The sequence below is a fragment of the Allosphingosinicella sp. genome (assembly GCF_036570505.1).
In the GTDB taxonomy this organism is placed as follows: Bacteria; Pseudomonadota; Alphaproteobacteria; order Sphingomonadales; family Sphingomonadaceae; genus Allosphingosinicella.
This window is the reverse complement of the sequence record NZ_DATCYB010000047.1, coordinates 18,630-34,793: the sequence shown is the minus strand read 5'-3', so window position 1 is coordinate 34,793 and position 16,164 is coordinate 18,630. Positions and strand designations below refer to the sequence as shown.

The following is a 16,164-nucleotide window of genomic DNA, read 5'->3' as shown; positions in this document are numbered from 1 at the left end:
CTTACCAGCGGCTGTGAACGCCGTGCTTCAGCACGTGACGAGCGTAAGCAGCTCCCTTTTGCCGGAAGAGGCCTCTCGCGCCTGCAAAACCGCAGTTTGCAGCCGCGAGGTGCTGACCGGCGATCACGCCGTTGATCATGTCTTCGATCTGCAGCGTCTGTCTGCGGTCATGGCGATTAAGCAACCAGTCAATTAGGCCGACGCTCACCATATCACCCGATCCGCATGTATCCGTGACATGGGCGGTGGAAACGGCTTCGCACCAGACGGATTTCGGTCCGTGTCTTACCTCAAGGCCATCAGCACCGTGGGTCACGATCGCGACCGCTGAGCTCTGGCCGATTTTGTAGTCCAGCTCGGGGCCGAGCCTGTCAGAAGAATATTTTATGATAGCAGCAAGCTCGAGCGCGTCGTCGAAGAGCTCATCATGCACGTTAGACGGCTCGAAATAGATAATCGCCCCTGCCAGGTGCGCGTCCTCCATTGCACGCAGAATGCCGCTTGAGAGACGGTCCGCATAAAAGACTGAGCACGCGGCGAGTGCCGATGCGGCCGATGCGACTTCCAGATCGTCGATCGGTTGATAGCGGGGAAACTCGGCCTTCGTCTCCAGACAGGTGAAGCTGAAACTGTGCTGGCCGGATGCCGTATCGAGTTCCTGCGCGATGATCGGAGATAGGATATCCCAGCGCCGTCGGATGAAGCGAGTGTCGGCGCCGGCCCGCCTGAACTCCTCCACCAAGCGAGTTCCGATGTCGTCCATGCCCAGCGCAAGCAGCGGCGCGACTTGTCGGCGCAGCATCGCAAGCGAGACCAGGACGTTGCCGCAGGAACCGCCAAGCTCCTCTGCCGCGAAATCGCCGTCCGCGTATATACGATCGAGCACGGTGAAGCCCGTGCCAACAACGTCCACGTCGAGAAGGTCAGACTCGCAAAGCATGTTCTCTGTTTGTACTCGTTTTCGGGTCGGCGTCCAACTGGAGCGCCTCAATATCGATACGAACATTCCCGTGAAGATCGGGTTTCATCGCCTTAAGGAGACGCAGTAGCGCATCCGGACCGGTTAGATCGGCTCCAAAGAGCGACCAACAGCCATCGTCGCGGCCGCAAACCTCGTTGACGCTGACGCCGTAGGGATGCGTGAGAAGCTCGTTATCGTTGCCGACTCGCGATCCTTGGTCGCCGACCCTTAGAACGACGATGTCGGCCCCGAGTCCTTCCGACAGACGTTCGGCAACGTTCGTTTTCGACGTTCGGGCGAGGATGAGATCGACACTGTGGCCGGAGCGAGTGACTCGCACGGCTCCTGATCTGACAGAGTCGCACGTGGCGATCTCGTGATTAAACCTCTGCAAGTCAGGGATATTGTCTAGCTGGATCGTGATCTGCACCCGGCTGTTCTCCCCCGACACCGGCTCAATGAATAGATCGCTTCTGCTGGTGAGCCAAGCTGCCGTTTCCTTCATTTCCGGCGTCACCGGCGGCGGCTCCAAGCGAATGTCGACATCCAGGCTTTTGATGTATCCGCCGTTGTAATAGCCCATGATGACGTGCTGCTGCATGTCCGGTGGCAGCACTTCGCGTAGCTTCTCGCCGGCCGAGCCGCCGCGACCGGTGGCTATAGCGAGGCGAACGCCCAACAGATGCAGACGCTTTAGCTCTTCGACCAGCTCTTGGTCTGGCGCGGTTTCACGCTGATCCGTTGGGACAATAGTCCCGTCATAGTCGAAGACAATGCCGCCTATCGAGGCGGCCGCGAGGCGTTCAAGGCGCTCGCGATCCGCTGCGTGAATTCCTGCATCGCCGCATGCTGGATCGTCCCGCTCGAGCCTCGCGCGACGCTTCTGGCGCACTGCAGGCCCGAGCTTTCCCGAAAGCTGCTCAAGCGAGGCTTCCCCGTAGAGGGATCGACCGAATTCCCCGATTCCTGGCTTTCCGGGGTCAATGCCTACAGCCCGTCCCATGGCTTCGATCCAGACGAGCCCTCGCATTATGCCAACGGCGTTCTGAAAGCGACCGCAGTTGCCAAAGTCCATCGTGATCTGTCGTATCTCGGGCGGGAGGAGGCGCTGGTACTGGTCCCAAAGTTCCGCCGTGTCATGGCCCGTGAGCGCCAGCACGACGGTATGATGAGGGCGGTGGTGCAGCCATGAGTGGCGACCGTGGGCGAAATTTCGGAAATCCGTTTGCTGGACCGTGCAGATGGCCGCTTCCCAAAGCGATGTTTCGATGAGCGCCGTGGCTGGTGCGAGTTGCGGGTCTGCGATGATGAGAAGCGTGTCTTCCGTGCGAACGTTGGAGAACAACTCCGCCGCGCGTCGCCGGCTGACCGTATCAAGCTGGGCCATAGCGGCCGATTGAAAAGAATCAGCGAGACTCTCGACCGGATCGGTTGAGGTCATGTTCGAAGCAAGCAGCAGCGCGGACACAGAACTCACCAGTGAATGAGTGGCGAGGAAACTGTCTTTCTCGTTGGCGACAGGAATAACGTGCACGGCGACGTTTGCGGATCCGCCGAGGCCTAGCACTTCGACAGCGTCCTGTCGGCGTGTAACAAGGTTGATACGCTTCGCTCGCCGGACCCGAGCGGCGTGTAGGGCTGCTCGGAAGTCCGGATTGTCGGCGCCGGCGCTGAATAACCAGACGTCCGTATCCTGGAGGTCGCCGACGCCCACCACGACGTCCATCGGGGTCATGGTCTCTGTCGATGCACCGAAGAGGGTTTCGCGGCATCTTGCAAAGTAGGTGGCCGCTATGGCGGAGCCGCCCGAGCCGACGGCAATGACACTCTTCGCTGTCGTCGTCCGTCCTATGGCCTGGGCGAGTGACGACAGGTCGGTGGCCAACACTAAATCCAGGGTTTGTGGCAGTTCCCCTATCTTTTCGCCGAAGCGCGTCATCGTGTGGTCAGCAAAGAGAGGAGTGTGTCGAGGACATCCGCATGGAGGCCGTCTTCATCCATCACTGTCTTCCAGTGCCTTGCCATAGTCGCCGTAATCCGGGCCGGATAGCAGGAGGTGCACGAGGTTTTCTGGCGCCTCTTCATCCTCACGAGTTGAAGGATCAAAGTCGTAGCGAACGGTCTCGATATATTGCACCGTCAGGTTGTGCTCCAAGGCTGCCATGAACGCACCTGCAGCCATCACCTTGCTGCCAATCGGTGAGATAACGATCGACGGTGCGAAAACGTCGGTAACGGCCTGTCGATAACGGGCGGCGAGCGTCGACAGCGTCCGATAGCAGTCAAGGGGGTTGCGCTCGGAGGCGTACACGATGTCGCGCGGGTCGATCTGCCATTCATCGACCATGGCGCTCCGGAATTCAGCAATGAGAGCATCGGCCCGACGTGGATCCCTCGCTGGAAATGGTAGCACCGGGCAGATTTTGTAGCACTCGCCTACTGAGGTGCCGATTTCGTTCAGCGCAGCCGCTTTGCCTCTCGCCAGGTGAGGAATCCAAACCCGTGCGACGTCTAGAGAACTCGCCGAGGTGTCGGCGCCGGTGAAGCCTTTCACCGCCATAGGGCGGCCCCCTGGCTCGCTGGTAATCTTGTCATCGAGCTCTGGGTTCGATGCAATCATGATGTGGAATGCTAAGCCTTCCTTATCCTCACAATGCTCAAGGAGGAGCTTGGCTGCAGGATATCCGATCCCGATGGACAAGGCGGTCATGTCCAAAACCACGTCGGTGATCTCGGGCGCGATCCCGAACGAAGCCCAGGCCTTCGCGATCCGGGCGCCTCCGACCGGAGCGTCGTCGTCCCCGAACACATCGATTTTGACCACCTGGCAGCCGGGCACCAAGGCTTTGAGCTGGTTTTCATTTTCGTCAGCGGCGGCAACAAGACTGGCATCTGGCTTGCCTCGCTCTTCTCTGATGAACAAAGCCTGGAGGCGATTTCCGAGGGCGCTGGCAAGAATTTCCGCAATGCGTCTCGACCGTGGGTCAAACCCCGCCGCTGCGACGAGGAGGCATCGGCGTTCGGTTCCGCCGAAATACTCATTGACGAACGTGTGAACGGCCTCGTCGTAATGAGCGATGGCGTTTTCCCAGTGCGCGCGGGCCATTATGCCGCCATCTCTCTGATGTAGGCGAGATTGCGCTCGAGAAAGCCGCCACGCCTCAGGGTGAGGCCATGGGCCAGGCAGACGATGCCGCTCAGTTCGATCAGGCACCATTGTTTACCGCCTTGGCCGTAGTCGCGCTGGATCTCTATGGCCTTATGAGCGATCGCATATTTGAGCACTAACGCCAGTTCGTCGTCGGAATCGAGGAGGGCTTCAATCTCGGCTTCTGGAACACCGATGGCATTAGCCCCTGCAGCGAGGCGTGCATTTTCAGCGAGGGACACCTCTCTACAGTCTCTTCCGATGCCGTCGACCAAGTTGCGCACGTGCCGTGCAAATGGGAAGGCCCAGCCTGTCATGATCTCCTTGGCTTTTTCGGTAAGCACGGCCTGTTGGTCGGCGGGTGGCAAGACAGGAGATTGGCCACGGATGGCTTTTGTTTCCATGCGGGCGACGAGCGCGCCGGCGAGCTGAAGGAAGAGCTCCGCATTCTCATTGCTGGCGTCGCAAAGGTTATCGAGACCGTAGTGGAGAGGGCGCCCAAATTCCTCGTTGAGGTGAAGCCTCGCGCCCTCCGCTACACCGGCGTCTGCTTTTAGAGGTGTCCTCGGCTCGGGATCAAAGTCTTCGAATAGCGAGAGTTCCATCCCGGCGACCCGATTGCTGTAGCGGTGCATGAGGATACGGGCCATTGCCAGAGCGACCTCTGGCTCCTTGTCACCAGACGTGGTGCCGGAAAGGTGGGTGGAGATCAGCTGCTCAATATTTTCTCGCCGAGCTTTGGTTATCTCAAGCTTTCGTTGGACGCGATCCACCGACGCGGCAAGGTCGCGCAGCTTCGCATGGGTGAGGCGGGGTGGCTCTGTTGGGATGAGCCTGGAGAACGGCGTCTGTCCGCGACTTCGAAGCGCGGGGACCAATGGAAGGTATCGGTTCGCCATGTCGGTGGCGATAGTTCGAAACTGCCGGCGCTCAGCGTTTCGATCATCGTGGCCTTGCATGAACACATTGATGAAATCGCGGTCGGGTTTGAGATTGTGGGTTTCGAGGCTTTCGGCCGAACGGAAGACTGCGCCGGGGCTCAGCGCATCAAGGCGCATCATCATCCAGCGACCGAACCTCATTTCACGTCTGGCGAGGGCTCCGAACATCTGCTCGAACTGATCGGGATGAAGGGCGTGGACGTCGTCGAGCATGGCTAAGGGCGACACGATGTGGCGCTCACCCATCCAGTCGATTTCTATTTCGCGAATGCTTTCGAATGGCTGGTATGGCTCCGTCGCCTCTGGAGGCAGGTGCGCGAGCTTGGGTGGCAGAAGGCTGGCGCCAACAGAATAGATTGCTTTTTGGACCTCAAGCGCGCGGTCACGAATGCCCCTGGCAGTGAGGCCGCCTATCTGCTCCAGCTGCGCCTCGGATGCGTCTCGGGCGATGAATCGGATGCTGTCTAGCTCGCGGGCTCCTCCGGCGGTTAGGCTCCTTATCAGAGCGAGCATCGTTCGCGCTTGCACGAGCCAGAGCGCAAGCTTTGTCTTGATGTTGTCCTCGTAGGGCAGTTCCCAAAAATCGCGATATTCTGACTCCATGGGGACGCGCACAGCCGCGATACGGGGGCACCCGTCTTGAAGAAATCCCGCGCCAGCGAGGGCACCCGCAAGCTCACGGTTCGTATCGTTTGTCTGGTCCCGTAATATCGTTTCAATAAGCCGGAATTCAGCAAGCGTCGCGAGCATGGTCTTGCCGCTGCCGGGCGCCCCGAGGATGCGAACGGGCAGATTAAAAAGATCGTCCCGGCGCGGGTGCCGGGTCAGGAAGGTAGTGAGCGGCTGCGGGCTGACGACTGCGAGAAAGGCGGCGTCGTCGCGAATATATTCAGTTGCCCTGCGCAGGAAAGGGTTAGCCATCTTAGCCGTGCCTGTCCCGGCGCCGGAAAAGGGGACGCATGGGCGGCCCTTCCTTGCCCTTCGTCTCGGCCCAGAGGAGCGGAATGCTGTTATTGGGCGTGTTATGCTCGAGGACGAGAGGCAACGCGCATTTGGCATAGCCCCGCTTCATGTCTGTCTGATCGGCCTCGTCGCAATGCTTCTTAAGACGGATATAGAGGTCGTGGTCGTAATATTTGTCGCAGAGGGCGAGCATCGGGCCGTCGGTGTTGGGCCGCATGCGCAGCGACGGCGGCAAGAGCAGTCCCTCGCTGATGTCGATGGCGCCGTAATCCTTTTCCGACCACTCTTGGTCGGCGATCTTGATACGATTCACGAGGGCGACTCGTGCTTGGTTGGTCGAGACGTAGTGATGGATGTGGACGGAATAATTCTTGGCGATAGGGAAGGGGACTCCATCCGCTTCAGCGGCCTTTCTCGCTTCGACAACGACCGCATTGAACTTTTTGAGCTTTCCCTTCCATTCGCCGTCCACCTGACGGATGAATGTTGTTCCGGAGGCGGTAAAATCGTCGATCAGATATATGTGATCAAAGGTGGCGTCCTCGCCCTCTTCCTTGCGGAGCGTTTCCCCGAGATCCTCCCACTTCTTTTTGTCGACATTCATCATGGGGACGATCTGCTCTTGCGAGAGTCGGCCAGCGTTCGCGCGACGGAGGATATCGATCCGGGCGCCGTCGCTCAGGCCCACGAAAAGGCAGCGACGCAGCAGCTTTCGAAAGGCTTCGGCGCCCGTGCTGTTGCCCCAAACTTCGTGTGGCGCAATGCCGACCTGGTCGGCGGCCAAGCGGCGCAGATAAGGTGTGACAGTCTCCGGCACGAAGGCTTCGATGATGCGCTGCATTTCCGAAGCCGAGATGTAGACGAGGCGGTTCTTGATGAAATCATAGGCTATCTGCCGGTCCCCTGGATCGAACTGCTTCAGCCAAGTGGCGAGATTCTCTATGAAGCGGGAGCCAGCACGAAAGTCGCTATAGCCGTCGTATTTTGTGGTCGCCATAAGGCGCAGCCAATCGTATTCACGGGTTGCTACGCCACCATCGGTCCACCCCATGATTTCCGATATCAGGGTGAGGCCAAGTCGGTTCATTGGTCGTAACTAAGCCCATTGCATCAGATCGGAGGGAGGCGGCGTAGTCGCGCGCCTTCGGGAGACCTGCACCTTAGCGCCCCTCCCGTTACGCGCAAGCTCAGCTGCGTGCGCCACGGCAGGAGGCGGGCAACCTGGCTTGTTAGCGCCATTCGTGCTGCTCGGCAGCTTTGCGACGATCGCGCCACCCCTGGTAAATCCCGGCGGCGGGGCGTCGCAATTCCTGAGCTCTCGGCCGATTGCAATGTGCAGCCGAACGGCCGTTGAGCGGAAACAGCGATTTCGCCATCGAAAAAAAAGCCGGTTCGATGTCAAATCGTGTCAGTTCTGCGGAATGGTCGTTCGGCATGATGGACGGAGCGGGCGCTATCCGGCAAAACTAGGCGCGGACTTCGCGGAGTCCGCGTGCGGAATGCCGTCCCGATTGATCGGCGCTGGTTGTTGCTCGGAGGCACCATGGGAGGGAAGGAGAAGTCGGCAGACGACGTGAAAGGAGACGCAATCTCCAAATTGCTCGCGGGAGATGTCGCCGGATTTGATAAGGAATTGCAGGAGACAATGCGTGGGCCGGCGGGCGCGGACATACGTCGGGATCACCTTCGAGAGCATATCGCCGATCACCTTTTCAATGGCGATTATGACAATGCCACTCGCGTGATGGGGCTGCCGTATGCCGCCCTTGGCGGCCTCACGATCTACGAAGCTGCTGCAACCCACGACGGAATGCTTCAAGTAAAGACCCTTGTAGCGAAGCTAGAGGGAGGTGGATTCCCCGAGGGTGCTTGGTCCGAAGATGAGAGGTAATAACGGGCAATCTGCACCTTCACCCTTCATCGCGATCCTTTCACGTCAGGCTCTCCGAGAGCTTATTGGGCCAGCTCTTCGGGGCTGCTGCCGTATCGGCGCGGCCTGGTCTCTCGACCGGGATGAGGAAATCGCTTCCTCGGGATGCGGTCTGGAGTTTGAAGGGGAGTTGCACCAAGAAGGTTGATAGCCTTTGGCGGGTACGAAGCAGGGCCATCTAGGCACACCGAACTAGGGTGATCTTACTTGCCGAATGACAAGGTGCCTTGGCCGCTTTTCACCATCGACTTCGAGGCCAGCGGACTGGGGGAGTTTACGTATCCCATCGAGATCGGGATTGCTGCCTGGCGGGCGCCGAACCTCCCCGTCGAAACCTGGTCTTCATTGATCAGTCCACCGATGGCATGGGGGCAACATCGGATCTGGAGTCGAGAAGGTGAGGCGGTCCACGGGATCAGCCGTGAGGAACTGGCGGGCGGCATCTCTCCTCTTGAGGCTTTGACAAAGGCCAACGAGTTGATCGGTGGGCATACCGCATATTGTGAAGGCGGGGAGCATGACCTGCGATGGCTGCTTCACCTCGCTCAGGCCGCAAATATCCCGGCCAGCTTTCGCTTGGGGAACTGGAAAACACTCAGCGCCGTTTTAACCGCTTCTCAGCAAGCCCAAATGTTCCGCTGGTTGGATGCCACGCCGGTGGTTCATCGAGCAGGCGCCGACGCTGAGCGTCTCATGAAAGCGTGGGCGGTGTGATCACGTCAGTTGTAAAGGGCCAGAGCGGGCCTAGAGGCAGCTATTGACCGGGACTCAGCTGCATGGTTCTCTGGCCTCTCTTGTGGAGGCCTTGCTGACATAACTAGGCAACTCTATTCTTCTCCTGGAAAAAGCTCGCAGTCGGATTATTAGCCAACCGTCATCATCGAAGCTGGCGGTTTTCCGCCGTTTCGACTAGGGAGCTTTTTTCTCTGGCTACACCCGTCTCGTTCCGCTACCCGGCCAGTCAAAATCCGGCGCCGATCCTCGCGCATCCGGTCGGAGCGCGCGGCGGATTGACCCAAGCACATTTGCCGCTAAGAGCTCCTGCGAATGATTTGCAGTAGCGAAGGGGGTTTGATGTTCGTCCGTTTTCTGGTGTCTACGGCCGTGTGCGCCGTGGCCTCGTATCCGCTGGCGGCCGTGGCGGCCGAGCCGGAGGATCAACAGCGCAGTGGAGGCGAGGCCATCATCGTCACCGCCACGCGCACGCCGACGCCGATCACGGCGATCCCGAACACCGTGCGAGTCATCGATCGCGAGGGGCTAGATCAGCAGCTGGCGGTGAGCACGAGCCTGCTGGACAGCTTGAGCTTCTCCATCCCCAGCCTCGCACCCGGTCGCCAGAAGCTGACCAGCACCGGCGAATCCCTTCGCGGCCGAACCCCGCTCTACATGGTCGACGGCGTCCCGCAGTCGACGCCGCTCCGGGACGGCAAGCGCAGCGGCTTCACCGTCGATCCCGCCTTCGTCGAGCGGGTGGAGGTGATCTACGGCGCCAACGCCATCCAGGGCGTGGGCGCGACCGGCGGCGTGATCAATTACGTCACCGTCGACGCGCCGCGGAACGGGGATTGGCTGAACCGAGTCACGGCGGAGGTCTCCACCGACGATTTCGAGGATAACGGCTTCCACTATCGCCTCTCCGGTCTCACCGGCCGCCGTGTCGGCGCCTTCGATTTCGTCGTCGGCGGCGCCTATCAGAAGCACGACCTGTTCTACGACGGGGCGGATCGGCCGATCGCCGTCGACAATATTCAGGGCGAGCTGATGGACAGCCAGAGCTGGAGCCTGTTCGGCAAGGTCGGCGTGGAGCCGGCTCCCGACCAGCGCATCGAGGCGATGGTGAACCTGTTCGAGGTCTCGACGGACGGCGATTATGTGACGGTCCTCGGCGATGCCGAGACCGGCATTCCCGCCACCTCGATCAAGGGCACGCCGCCGGGCGAGCCGACCTTCAACGAGGCGACGAACGTCACGCTGACCTACAGCCACGACAGTCTCTTCGGCGGCGCGCTGACGCTGCAGGGTTTCTATTACGATTTCTACGCGCTCTACGGCGCCGACATCCTCCCTGTTTTCCAGGATCCGGCGCTCGCGCCGGCCGGGACCCTCCTGGAGCAATCGGCGCTCAGCTCGGAGAAATATGGCGCCAAGCTGACCTACGCCCATCAGGACCTGCTGTGGCGCGGCCTGCAGGTCGTGGCCGGCGCCGACTATCTGCATGACAGCAGCTTCCAGGAACTGGCCCAGACGGACCGGCTCTGGGTGCCGGAGTTGATCTACAAGGGCTGGGCGCCGTTCGTGCAACTCGAGCAGAAGCTGCTCGGCGACCGCGTTCGCCTCTCCGGCGGCGCGCGCTGGGAGAATGCGACGCTGGAGGTCCCCGATTTCACCACCATCGCCAGCGCCAATTCGACCTTCGTCGAGGGCGGATCGCCGAGCTTCGACGAGGTGCTGCTGAACGGCGGCGTCGTGGTCGAGCCGCTGGACGGCTTCACCCTGTTCGGCTCCTACGCCCAGGGCTTCACCATGCCCGACGCAGGCCTCATCCTCCGCGCCGTCAACGTGCCGGGCCAGAACGTCGAACGGCTCATCAATCTGCAGCCGGTGATCGCCGACAATATCGAGATCGGCACGGCGTGGCGGCGCGACGGCTTCGATCTTTCGGCCAGCTATTTCTGGTCCAATTCGAACCTCGGCTCGCGCATCCAGGTGATCGGCGGCGCGGGCGTGGTCCAGCGCGAGCGGACCGAGATCAAGGGCTTCGAGCTGGCGGGGAGCTATCGTTTCCCGACCGGCCACCGCATCGGCGCGGCTTTCGCCTCGCTCGACGGCCGGTTCGACAGCGACAAGGACGGGACGGTCGACAAGGATCTCGACGGCCGCAACATCGCGCCCGACCGCCTGAACGCCTTCGCCGAAGGTCCGATTGCCGGGCCGCTAAGCGGCCGCGTCCAGGTGTCGCATCTGTTCGACCGTCATTTCGACGGCGGGCTGCCGCGCTTCGACTTCGACGGCTATACCTTGGTCGACGCGATGCTGGGCTACGATGCCGACGATCTCGGCCGCTTCACCCTCGCCGTCAGCAACCTCTTCGACGAGCAATATATCAGCTATTTCTCGCAAACCGCGACATTCGTCTCGGACCGCGATTTCGTCTCCGGGCGCGGCCGTGCCTTCACGCTGCGCTGGCAGGGCAACTTCTGAAGTCGGGCGGGAGGAGCTTCGGAGGCTCCTCCCGGCCGCCGGCGAGTCCTTCCGGCCACACCTTTGGCTGAAACGCCGCGGCTCTTTCGGAATTGATGGTGTGATCTCAAGCACTTCCCTATAATCCCGATCGACGGGTGGGGAGGTGTGCGTGAATTACCAAACCTCGACTATTCGGAAGGCCAGCTTCCAGGACGATTATGTCGCGCGCTACTGGCGCGATGGCTTCGTCGTCCTTCGCGGCGTCTTCAGTGCCGCCGAGGTCCAGGCGATCGCCGAAGCCAGCGATCAGGTCTACGAAGAAGGCCTGCGCCACGGGCGCTGTTTCCGGCACGGCAACCTCTTCTACAACGTCGCGGCCGACGGCGAGGGCGACCGGTTCACCCGGATGGTGCAGTGGCCGTCCTATCACCAGCCGCTGCTCAATTCGATGCGGCTCGACCGGCGCATCGCGCGGCTGCTGGAGCCGTTGATCGGGCGGGACCTCAAGCAGATCATCAACCAGGTCCACTGGAAGGCGCCGGGCTCACTAGGCGACTTCGCCTGGCATCAGGATTCACGCTTTCGCCGGCCCGCCCATGCGTTCCGCAACCTCGGCACCGCCTATGTGCAGACCGGCCTCGCGCTCGATCGGCACGACCCCCGGTCCGGCTGCCTGCGTTTCATTCCGGGCAGCCATTTGCCCGGCCATCTCGATCTCGAGGGGCCGGCGGATGTGCTGGGCCGGGCGATGAACGATGCGCTGCTGGAGGCGGCGGGCCTCTCCGCCGCCGACGCTGTCGACCTGCTGTTGGAGCCGGGCGACCTCGCGCTCTGGAGCTCCTATCTGGTCCACGGTTCCGGCACGAACCGATCGGGACACCGCCGCCGCCTCTACATCAACGGCTATGTGCGCGCCGGCGATTGCGACCGGGGCGAATGGGCTTTCCGCGGCGGGGAGCCGGTTCCGTTCGGGCCCGAGCCGGCGCTCGTTCATTACGAGGCGCTGCGGGAGCGTCCCGAACCGCATTATCCGGATTGAGCGGCGACCTCGGCCGGTTTCTCGCGCGCCAGCCGGGTCAGCCTTTCGCCGAGGAAATCCATCACCACGCGCACCCTCGGCGTATGCCTCAGTCGCTCGTGCGTCAGCAGCCATAGCGAGGCCGGGTCGCCTTCGAGAGGCGGGAGGCAGCGGACGAGGTCGGGGTCTCGGTCGGCGATGAAGCTGGGCAGCACGGCGAGGCCGAAGCCGGAGCGGACCGCCGCCAGCATGCCGGTGACGGTGCCATGGTGGATCGCGACATTGCCTTCGAGGCCGTGAAGCCTCAGCCAGGCCTGATAGGCGCGCCAGACCTTCCCGCCGCCGCCGCCGATGAGCGGATGGCCGGCCAGCTCGGCGCGGCTGTGGGGGACGCCATGCGCCTCGCCGTAGGAGCGGCTGCAATAGAGCGTCCATGGATCGGGGGCGATACGTCGTCCGACGAGGCCCCCGCCGGTCGGGGAGGCGCTGTTGCGGAGCGCCACTTCGGCGGCGCCGGCGGCGAGATCGCGCGGTTCGTCGGTCGTGTCCAGCTCGATACGGACGGCGGGATGCGCCTCGTGCAGGTCGCGCAGGATCGGGGCGAGCACGGTCACGGCATAGATTTCGAGCGCCGTCATGCGCACCGTCCCGCTCGCGTCGCGCCCCATCGCCGCAGCGGCTTCCTCCAGCGCGGTAGCCGCCGTCCCGACCTGGTGTGCCTGCCCCAATAATGCTTCGCCCGCCGGAGTCGGCGCGTAGCCGGCCTGGCGGCGCTCGAACAATGTCAGCCCCAGCGCTTCCTCCAGCGCGGCCACGCGCCGCGCCACCGTCGTCTGGCTAACCCTGAGCGTCCGTCCGGCGGCGAGAGTGCTCCCGGTCTCGGCGACAGCGATGAAATAGCGAAGATCGTTCCAGTCGAACATGGCGTCATCCTGCACCTGGCGGGTCGTCGCCACATTCTGCACCTTTGCAGAATGGTCGCGCAACATCGTTGCTCCCGCGCGGTGCCGCGAAAGCGTATCCAGGCTCCACGTCCGGCGCCGACGCCCCTCGGACCCACGGAGACAGTCATGAACAGGATCATCATTCTGGCCGCGCTCGTCGCGGCGCCTCTTCTCGCGCCTGCTTTGGCGCAGGAAGCGGCCCTTGCCGATCAAACCGAGTTCGTCAGCTACGACGATCTCGATCTCGGGAACGCGGCCGATGTGAGGATATTGGATCGCCGTATCCGCACCGCGGTCGAGGCGGCCTGCGGCCCCGCGTCCAACGCCGATCCCGCCGGCAGGAACGAGGTCCGGCGCTGCCGCGCCGAGACGACTGCCCGCGTGGCGGCACAGCGCAATGTAGCGATCGCCGAGGCGCGCCAGCCCGTGCGCACGGCATCCGTCGACTGACGTTAGCTTCGGTCAGGAAAAGGGGCCCCGACCACCTTTGGCCGGGGCCCCGATCGCGTCAGGGGCTGACGGGGGTTTCCTCATGATCATGGAGCGAGTGTCCCCAGCCGTGGCCGTTGCCGCGCGGCACGTCGTCGCCATGGCCGACCTGTGGGAAGGCTCGCAGGGCGGCTTTCAAAAGACCGGGCGGGACCTCGTTCTGTCGAGCCGCCGGGCGGGCCTCGGCTCCCTTTTCGGATGCTTTCGCCAAAGCCGGCGCTGCGACTATGGAAACCGCCGCCGCCGCGAGTAAGCCTGTGAGTACGCTTTTCATACTGACCTCCACTTTCGGCCGCAGGCGTTCCGCGCGGGGAGTCGGGGACGTTTGCGACTGCGGCCTCCTCTTCGGAAGCGCACCCGATGTCGTGCACGATGCGTCGGACAGTGGCGACGGAGGGATGAGTGATTCGGACCTGTTTCGAACCGGCGACGAGACGAATTGCCGACTCGGCCGACCTATGATGTCGCGGATGACCGGCCCACGGTTTGGCGATAGGATGAGCCATGGCCAGCCTCCTCGCAGACGGGTTCGACCTCGACGCCAATGAGCGGCTGAGTCGCGCGCAGCTGGAGGCCTTGCAGATCGAGCGAATGAAGGCGAGTCTTGCCGCCGCTTATTCGGGCAACTCTGCCTACCGCCGCGCCTTCGATGAAGCCGGCGTGACGCCGGACGATCTTCGCTCGCTCGCCGACCTCGCCCGCTTTCCCTTCACCACCAAGGCGGACCTTCGCGCCGCCTATCCGTTCGGCTTCTTCGCCGTGCCGATGGAGCGGGTGGCGCGCGTCCACGCCTCGTCCGGCACGACCGGGCAGCCGACGGTCGTCGGCTATACGGCGGAGGACATCGCCACCTGGGCGGGTCTGGTGGCGCGGTCGATCAGGGCGGCGGGCGGCGGGCCGGGCATGAAGGTGCACGTCGCTTATGGCTACGGCCTCTTCACCGGCGGACTGGGCGCCCACTATGGCGCGGAGGCGCTGGGCTGCACGGTCATTCCCATGTCGGGCGGGCAGACCGCGAAGCAGATCCAGCTCATCCAGGATTTCCGGCCCGACATCATCATGGTGACGCCGAGCTACATGCTCGCCCTGCTCGACGAATTCCGGGCTCGCGGCATCGACCCCGCATCGACCTCGCTTCGCATCGGCATCTTCGGCGCGGAGCCCTGGACCGAGGCCATGCGCGCGGAGGTCGAAACCGCGTTCGCGATCAAGGCGGTCGACATCTACGGCCTTTCCGAAGTGATGGGGCCAGGCGTCGCCTCCGAATATGCCGCGACCCAGGACGGGCCGACCATCTGGGAGGACCATTTCTATCCGGAGATCGTCGATCCCGAGACGGGCGCGCCGCTGGCGGCCGGACAGGAAGGGGAGCTCGTCTTCACCTCGCTCACCAAGGAGGCGATGCCGGTGGTCCGCTACCGGACCCGCGACCTGACCAGGCTACTTCCCGGCACGAACGGGCCAATGCGGCGCATGGCGAAGATCACCGGGCGCTGCGACGACATGCTGATCGTGCGCGGCGTCAACCTCTTCCCCAGCCAGATCGAGGAGCAGATCCTGAAATGCTCCGGGCTGGCACCGCATTATCTGATCGAGATCAGCCGGCCGGACCGGCTCGACGAGGTCATTCTCCATGTCGAGGCGCGGCCCGGTTGCGGCAACGCGGAGGGGGCCGCGTCGTGCGCGAAACTCTCGGACCACGTGAAGGTGAATATCGGCCTCTCCGTTCGCGTTGATCTGTGTGAAGCGGGCACGCTGGAACGCTCGGCGGGCAAGGCTGTGCGCGTGAAGGATCTGCGGTCGCGGGGTTGATCAGCCGGATTTGCGGCCGCGTTCGAAAAAGGCCGTGAAGGCGGCCGCGGCTTCGGCGGAAGCAAGGCGCTCCTCGAACAAGGCGCCTTCGGCGGCTATGCGGTCCGCGACGCTGCAATCGGGCGCGATCAGGAGCGCTTTGGTGAGGCGGACGGCTTCCGGCGGCTTGGCGGCGAGGCGTTCCGATAGGGCGCAAAGTTGGCGACCCAACTCTTCGGCTGGGACGATCCCGGTCACCAATCCATATTCGAGCGCCGTCTCGGCGTCGAAAGAATCGCCGAGGAGCAGGTGTTTCGCGGCGCGCTGGCGGCCGATGAGGCGGGGCAGGAGCAGCGAGCTTGCGGCCTCGGGCACCAGGCCCAGATTGACGAAGGGCATCGAGAATGTCGTGCCGGAGGCCGCGAGCACCAGGTCGCAGTGGAGCAGCATGGTGGTGCCGATGCCGATGGCGAGTCCTTCCACGCCTGCGATCACTACCTTGGGGCAGGCGGCGATGGCGCGCAGGAAACGGAAGACGGGCATGTCCTCGCCGCCGGGGCGGACCGCGATGAAATCGCCGATATCGTTGCCGGCGGTGAACACGCCGCCGCTTCCGTTTATGGTGACGACGCGGACGGCCGGGTCGGCCGCCGCATGTTCGAACGCGTCGGCGAGGGCGGAATACATGGCGACGGTGATGGCGTTCTTCTTGTCCGGCCGGTTGAGCCGGACCTCCATCACGGGACCGTTTGTCGTGACTAATATTTCCATGGAGCATCCCTGCTGAGTTCCG

13 protein-coding genes are annotated in these 16,164 nt (G+C 62.8%); 6 read left to right on the top strand and 7 right to left on the bottom strand.

Translation table 11 applies throughout. The features are described from left to right. Position 1 precedes the first annotated feature (1 nt). From VIR62_RS04355 to VIR62_RS04335, 5 genes are read right to left on the bottom strand one after another with little or no spacing between them, the layout of a single operon-like run. On the bottom strand, positions 2 to 940 hold the full coding sequence (locus VIR62_RS04355) for a PfkB family carbohydrate kinase (RefSeq protein WP_431869009.1): 939 nt from the start codon (positions 938 to 940) through the stop codon (positions 2 to 4). Then, positions 924 to 2,900, bottom strand: coding sequence for an HAD hydrolase family protein (locus VIR62_RS04350; RefSeq protein ID WP_431869007.1), 1,977 nt, complete (start codon positions 2,898 to 2,900; stop codon positions 924 to 926). Before VIR62_RS04350 ends, VIR62_RS04355 begins: the two co-directional genes overlap by 17 nt. A 54-nt stretch (positions 2,901 to 2,954) precedes the next feature. Further along, positions 2,955 to 4,067 (bottom strand): hypothetical protein, encoded by a 1,113-nt coding sequence (locus VIR62_RS04345; protein WP_431869005.1) that lies wholly within the window; start codon positions 4,065 to 4,067, stop codon positions 2,955 to 2,957. Then, on the bottom strand, positions 4,067 to 5,971 hold the full coding sequence (locus tag VIR62_RS04340) for a hypothetical protein (RefSeq protein WP_431869004.1): 1,905 nt from the start codon (positions 5,969 to 5,971) through the stop codon (positions 4,067 to 4,069). Before VIR62_RS04340 ends, VIR62_RS04345 begins: the two co-directional genes overlap by 1 nt. A gap of 1 nt (position 5,972) precedes the next feature. Then, on the bottom strand, positions 5,973 to 7,010 hold the full coding sequence (locus VIR62_RS04335; protein ID WP_431869002.1) for a phosphoribosyltransferase-like protein: 1,038 nt from the start codon (positions 7,008 to 7,010) through the stop codon (positions 5,973 to 5,975). 495 nt (positions 7,011 to 7,505) lie between these two features. Between VIR62_RS04335 and VIR62_RS04330 the strand changes: the two genes are divergently transcribed. From VIR62_RS04330 to VIR62_RS04315, 4 genes are all read left to right on the top strand, one after another. Continuing rightward, positions 7,506 to 7,904, top strand: a complete 399-nt coding sequence (locus tag VIR62_RS04330; RefSeq protein WP_431869000.1) for a hypothetical protein — start codon at positions 7,506 to 7,508, stop codon at positions 7,902 to 7,904. 246 nt (positions 7,905 to 8,150) lie between these two features. Continuing rightward, on the top strand, positions 8,151 to 8,657 hold the full coding sequence (locus VIR62_RS04325; RefSeq protein WP_431868999.1) for a hypothetical protein: 507 nt from the start codon (positions 8,151 to 8,153) through the stop codon (positions 8,655 to 8,657). Between the two features lie 360 nt (positions 8,658 to 9,017). Further along, entirely contained in the window at positions 9,018 to 11,147 is a 2,130-nt protein-coding gene (locus tag VIR62_RS04320; protein ID WP_431868998.1) for a TonB-dependent receptor, read from the top strand. Between the two features lie 151 nt (positions 11,148 to 11,298). After that, positions 11,299 to 12,168 carry a phytanoyl-CoA dioxygenase family protein gene (locus tag VIR62_RS04315; protein ID WP_431868996.1) on the top strand — a complete coding sequence of 290 codons (870 nt, stop codon included), beginning with the start codon at positions 11,299 to 11,301 and terminating at the stop codon, positions 12,166 to 12,168. Here the strand turns inward: VIR62_RS04315 and VIR62_RS04310 are convergent. Next, a complete protein-coding gene (locus VIR62_RS04310; protein WP_431868994.1) occupies positions 12,156 to 13,136 on the bottom strand; it encodes a LysR family transcriptional regulator in 981 nt (326 codons plus the stop codon). The genes VIR62_RS04315 and VIR62_RS04310 overlap by 13 nt on opposite strands. A gap of 81 nt (positions 13,137 to 13,217) precedes the next feature. Here VIR62_RS04310 and VIR62_RS04305 point away from each other — a divergent pair, with 81 nt between their 5' ends. Further along, a complete protein-coding gene (locus tag VIR62_RS04305) occupies positions 13,218 to 13,541 on the top strand; it encodes a UrcA family protein (RefSeq protein ID WP_431868992.1) in 324 nt (107 codons plus the stop codon). Positions 13,542 to 14,084: 543 nt separating this feature from the next. Continuing rightward, positions 14,085 to 15,392, top strand: a complete 1,308-nt coding sequence (gene paaK / locus VIR62_RS04300) for a phenylacetate--CoA ligase PaaK (RefSeq protein WP_431868991.1) — start codon at positions 14,085 to 14,087, stop codon at positions 15,390 to 15,392. Here paaK and VIR62_RS04295 read toward each other — a convergent pair whose 3' ends face one another. After that, on the bottom strand, positions 15,393 to 16,142 hold the full coding sequence (locus VIR62_RS04295; protein ID WP_431868990.1) for an enoyl-CoA hydratase: 750 nt from the start codon (positions 16,140 to 16,142) through the stop codon (positions 15,393 to 15,395). Positions 16,143 to 16,164: the final 22 nt, after the last annotated feature.

Coding starts and splice junctions, on each gene's coding strand:
- VIR62_RS04355 (WP_431869009.1), bottom strand. CDS start 940: ATGCTTTGCGAGTCTGACCTTCTCGACGTGGACGTTGTTGGCACGGGC.
- VIR62_RS04350 (WP_431869007.1), bottom strand. CDS start 2,900: ATGACGCGCTTCGGCGAAAAGATAGGGGAACTGCCACAAACCCTGGAT.
- VIR62_RS04345 (WP_431869005.1), bottom strand. CDS start 4,067: ATGGCCCGCGCGCACTGGGAAAACGCCATCGCTCATTACGACGAGGCC.
- VIR62_RS04340 (WP_431869004.1), bottom strand. CDS start 5,971: ATGGCTAACCCTTTCCTGCGCAGGGCAACTGAATATATTCGCGACGAC.
- VIR62_RS04335 (WP_431869002.1), bottom strand. CDS start 7,010: ATGGCGACCACAAAATACGACGGCTATAGCGACTTTCGTGCTGGCTCC.
- VIR62_RS04320 (WP_431868998.1), top strand. CDS start 9,018: ATGTTCGTCCGTTTTCTGGTGTCTACGGCCGTGTGCGCCGTGGCCTCG.
- VIR62_RS04310 (WP_431868994.1), bottom strand. CDS start 13,136: ATGTTGCGCGACCATTCTGCAAAGGTGCAGAATGTGGCGACGACCCGC.
- VIR62_RS04305 (WP_431868992.1), top strand. CDS start 13,218: ATGAACAGGATCATCATTCTGGCCGCGCTCGTCGCGGCGCCTCTTCTC.
- paaK (WP_431868991.1), top strand. CDS start 14,085: ATGGCCAGCCTCCTCGCAGACGGGTTCGACCTCGACGCCAATGAGCGG.
- VIR62_RS04295 (WP_431868990.1), bottom strand. CDS start 16,142: ATGGAAATATTAGTCACGACAAACGGTCCCGTGATGGAGGTCCGGCTC.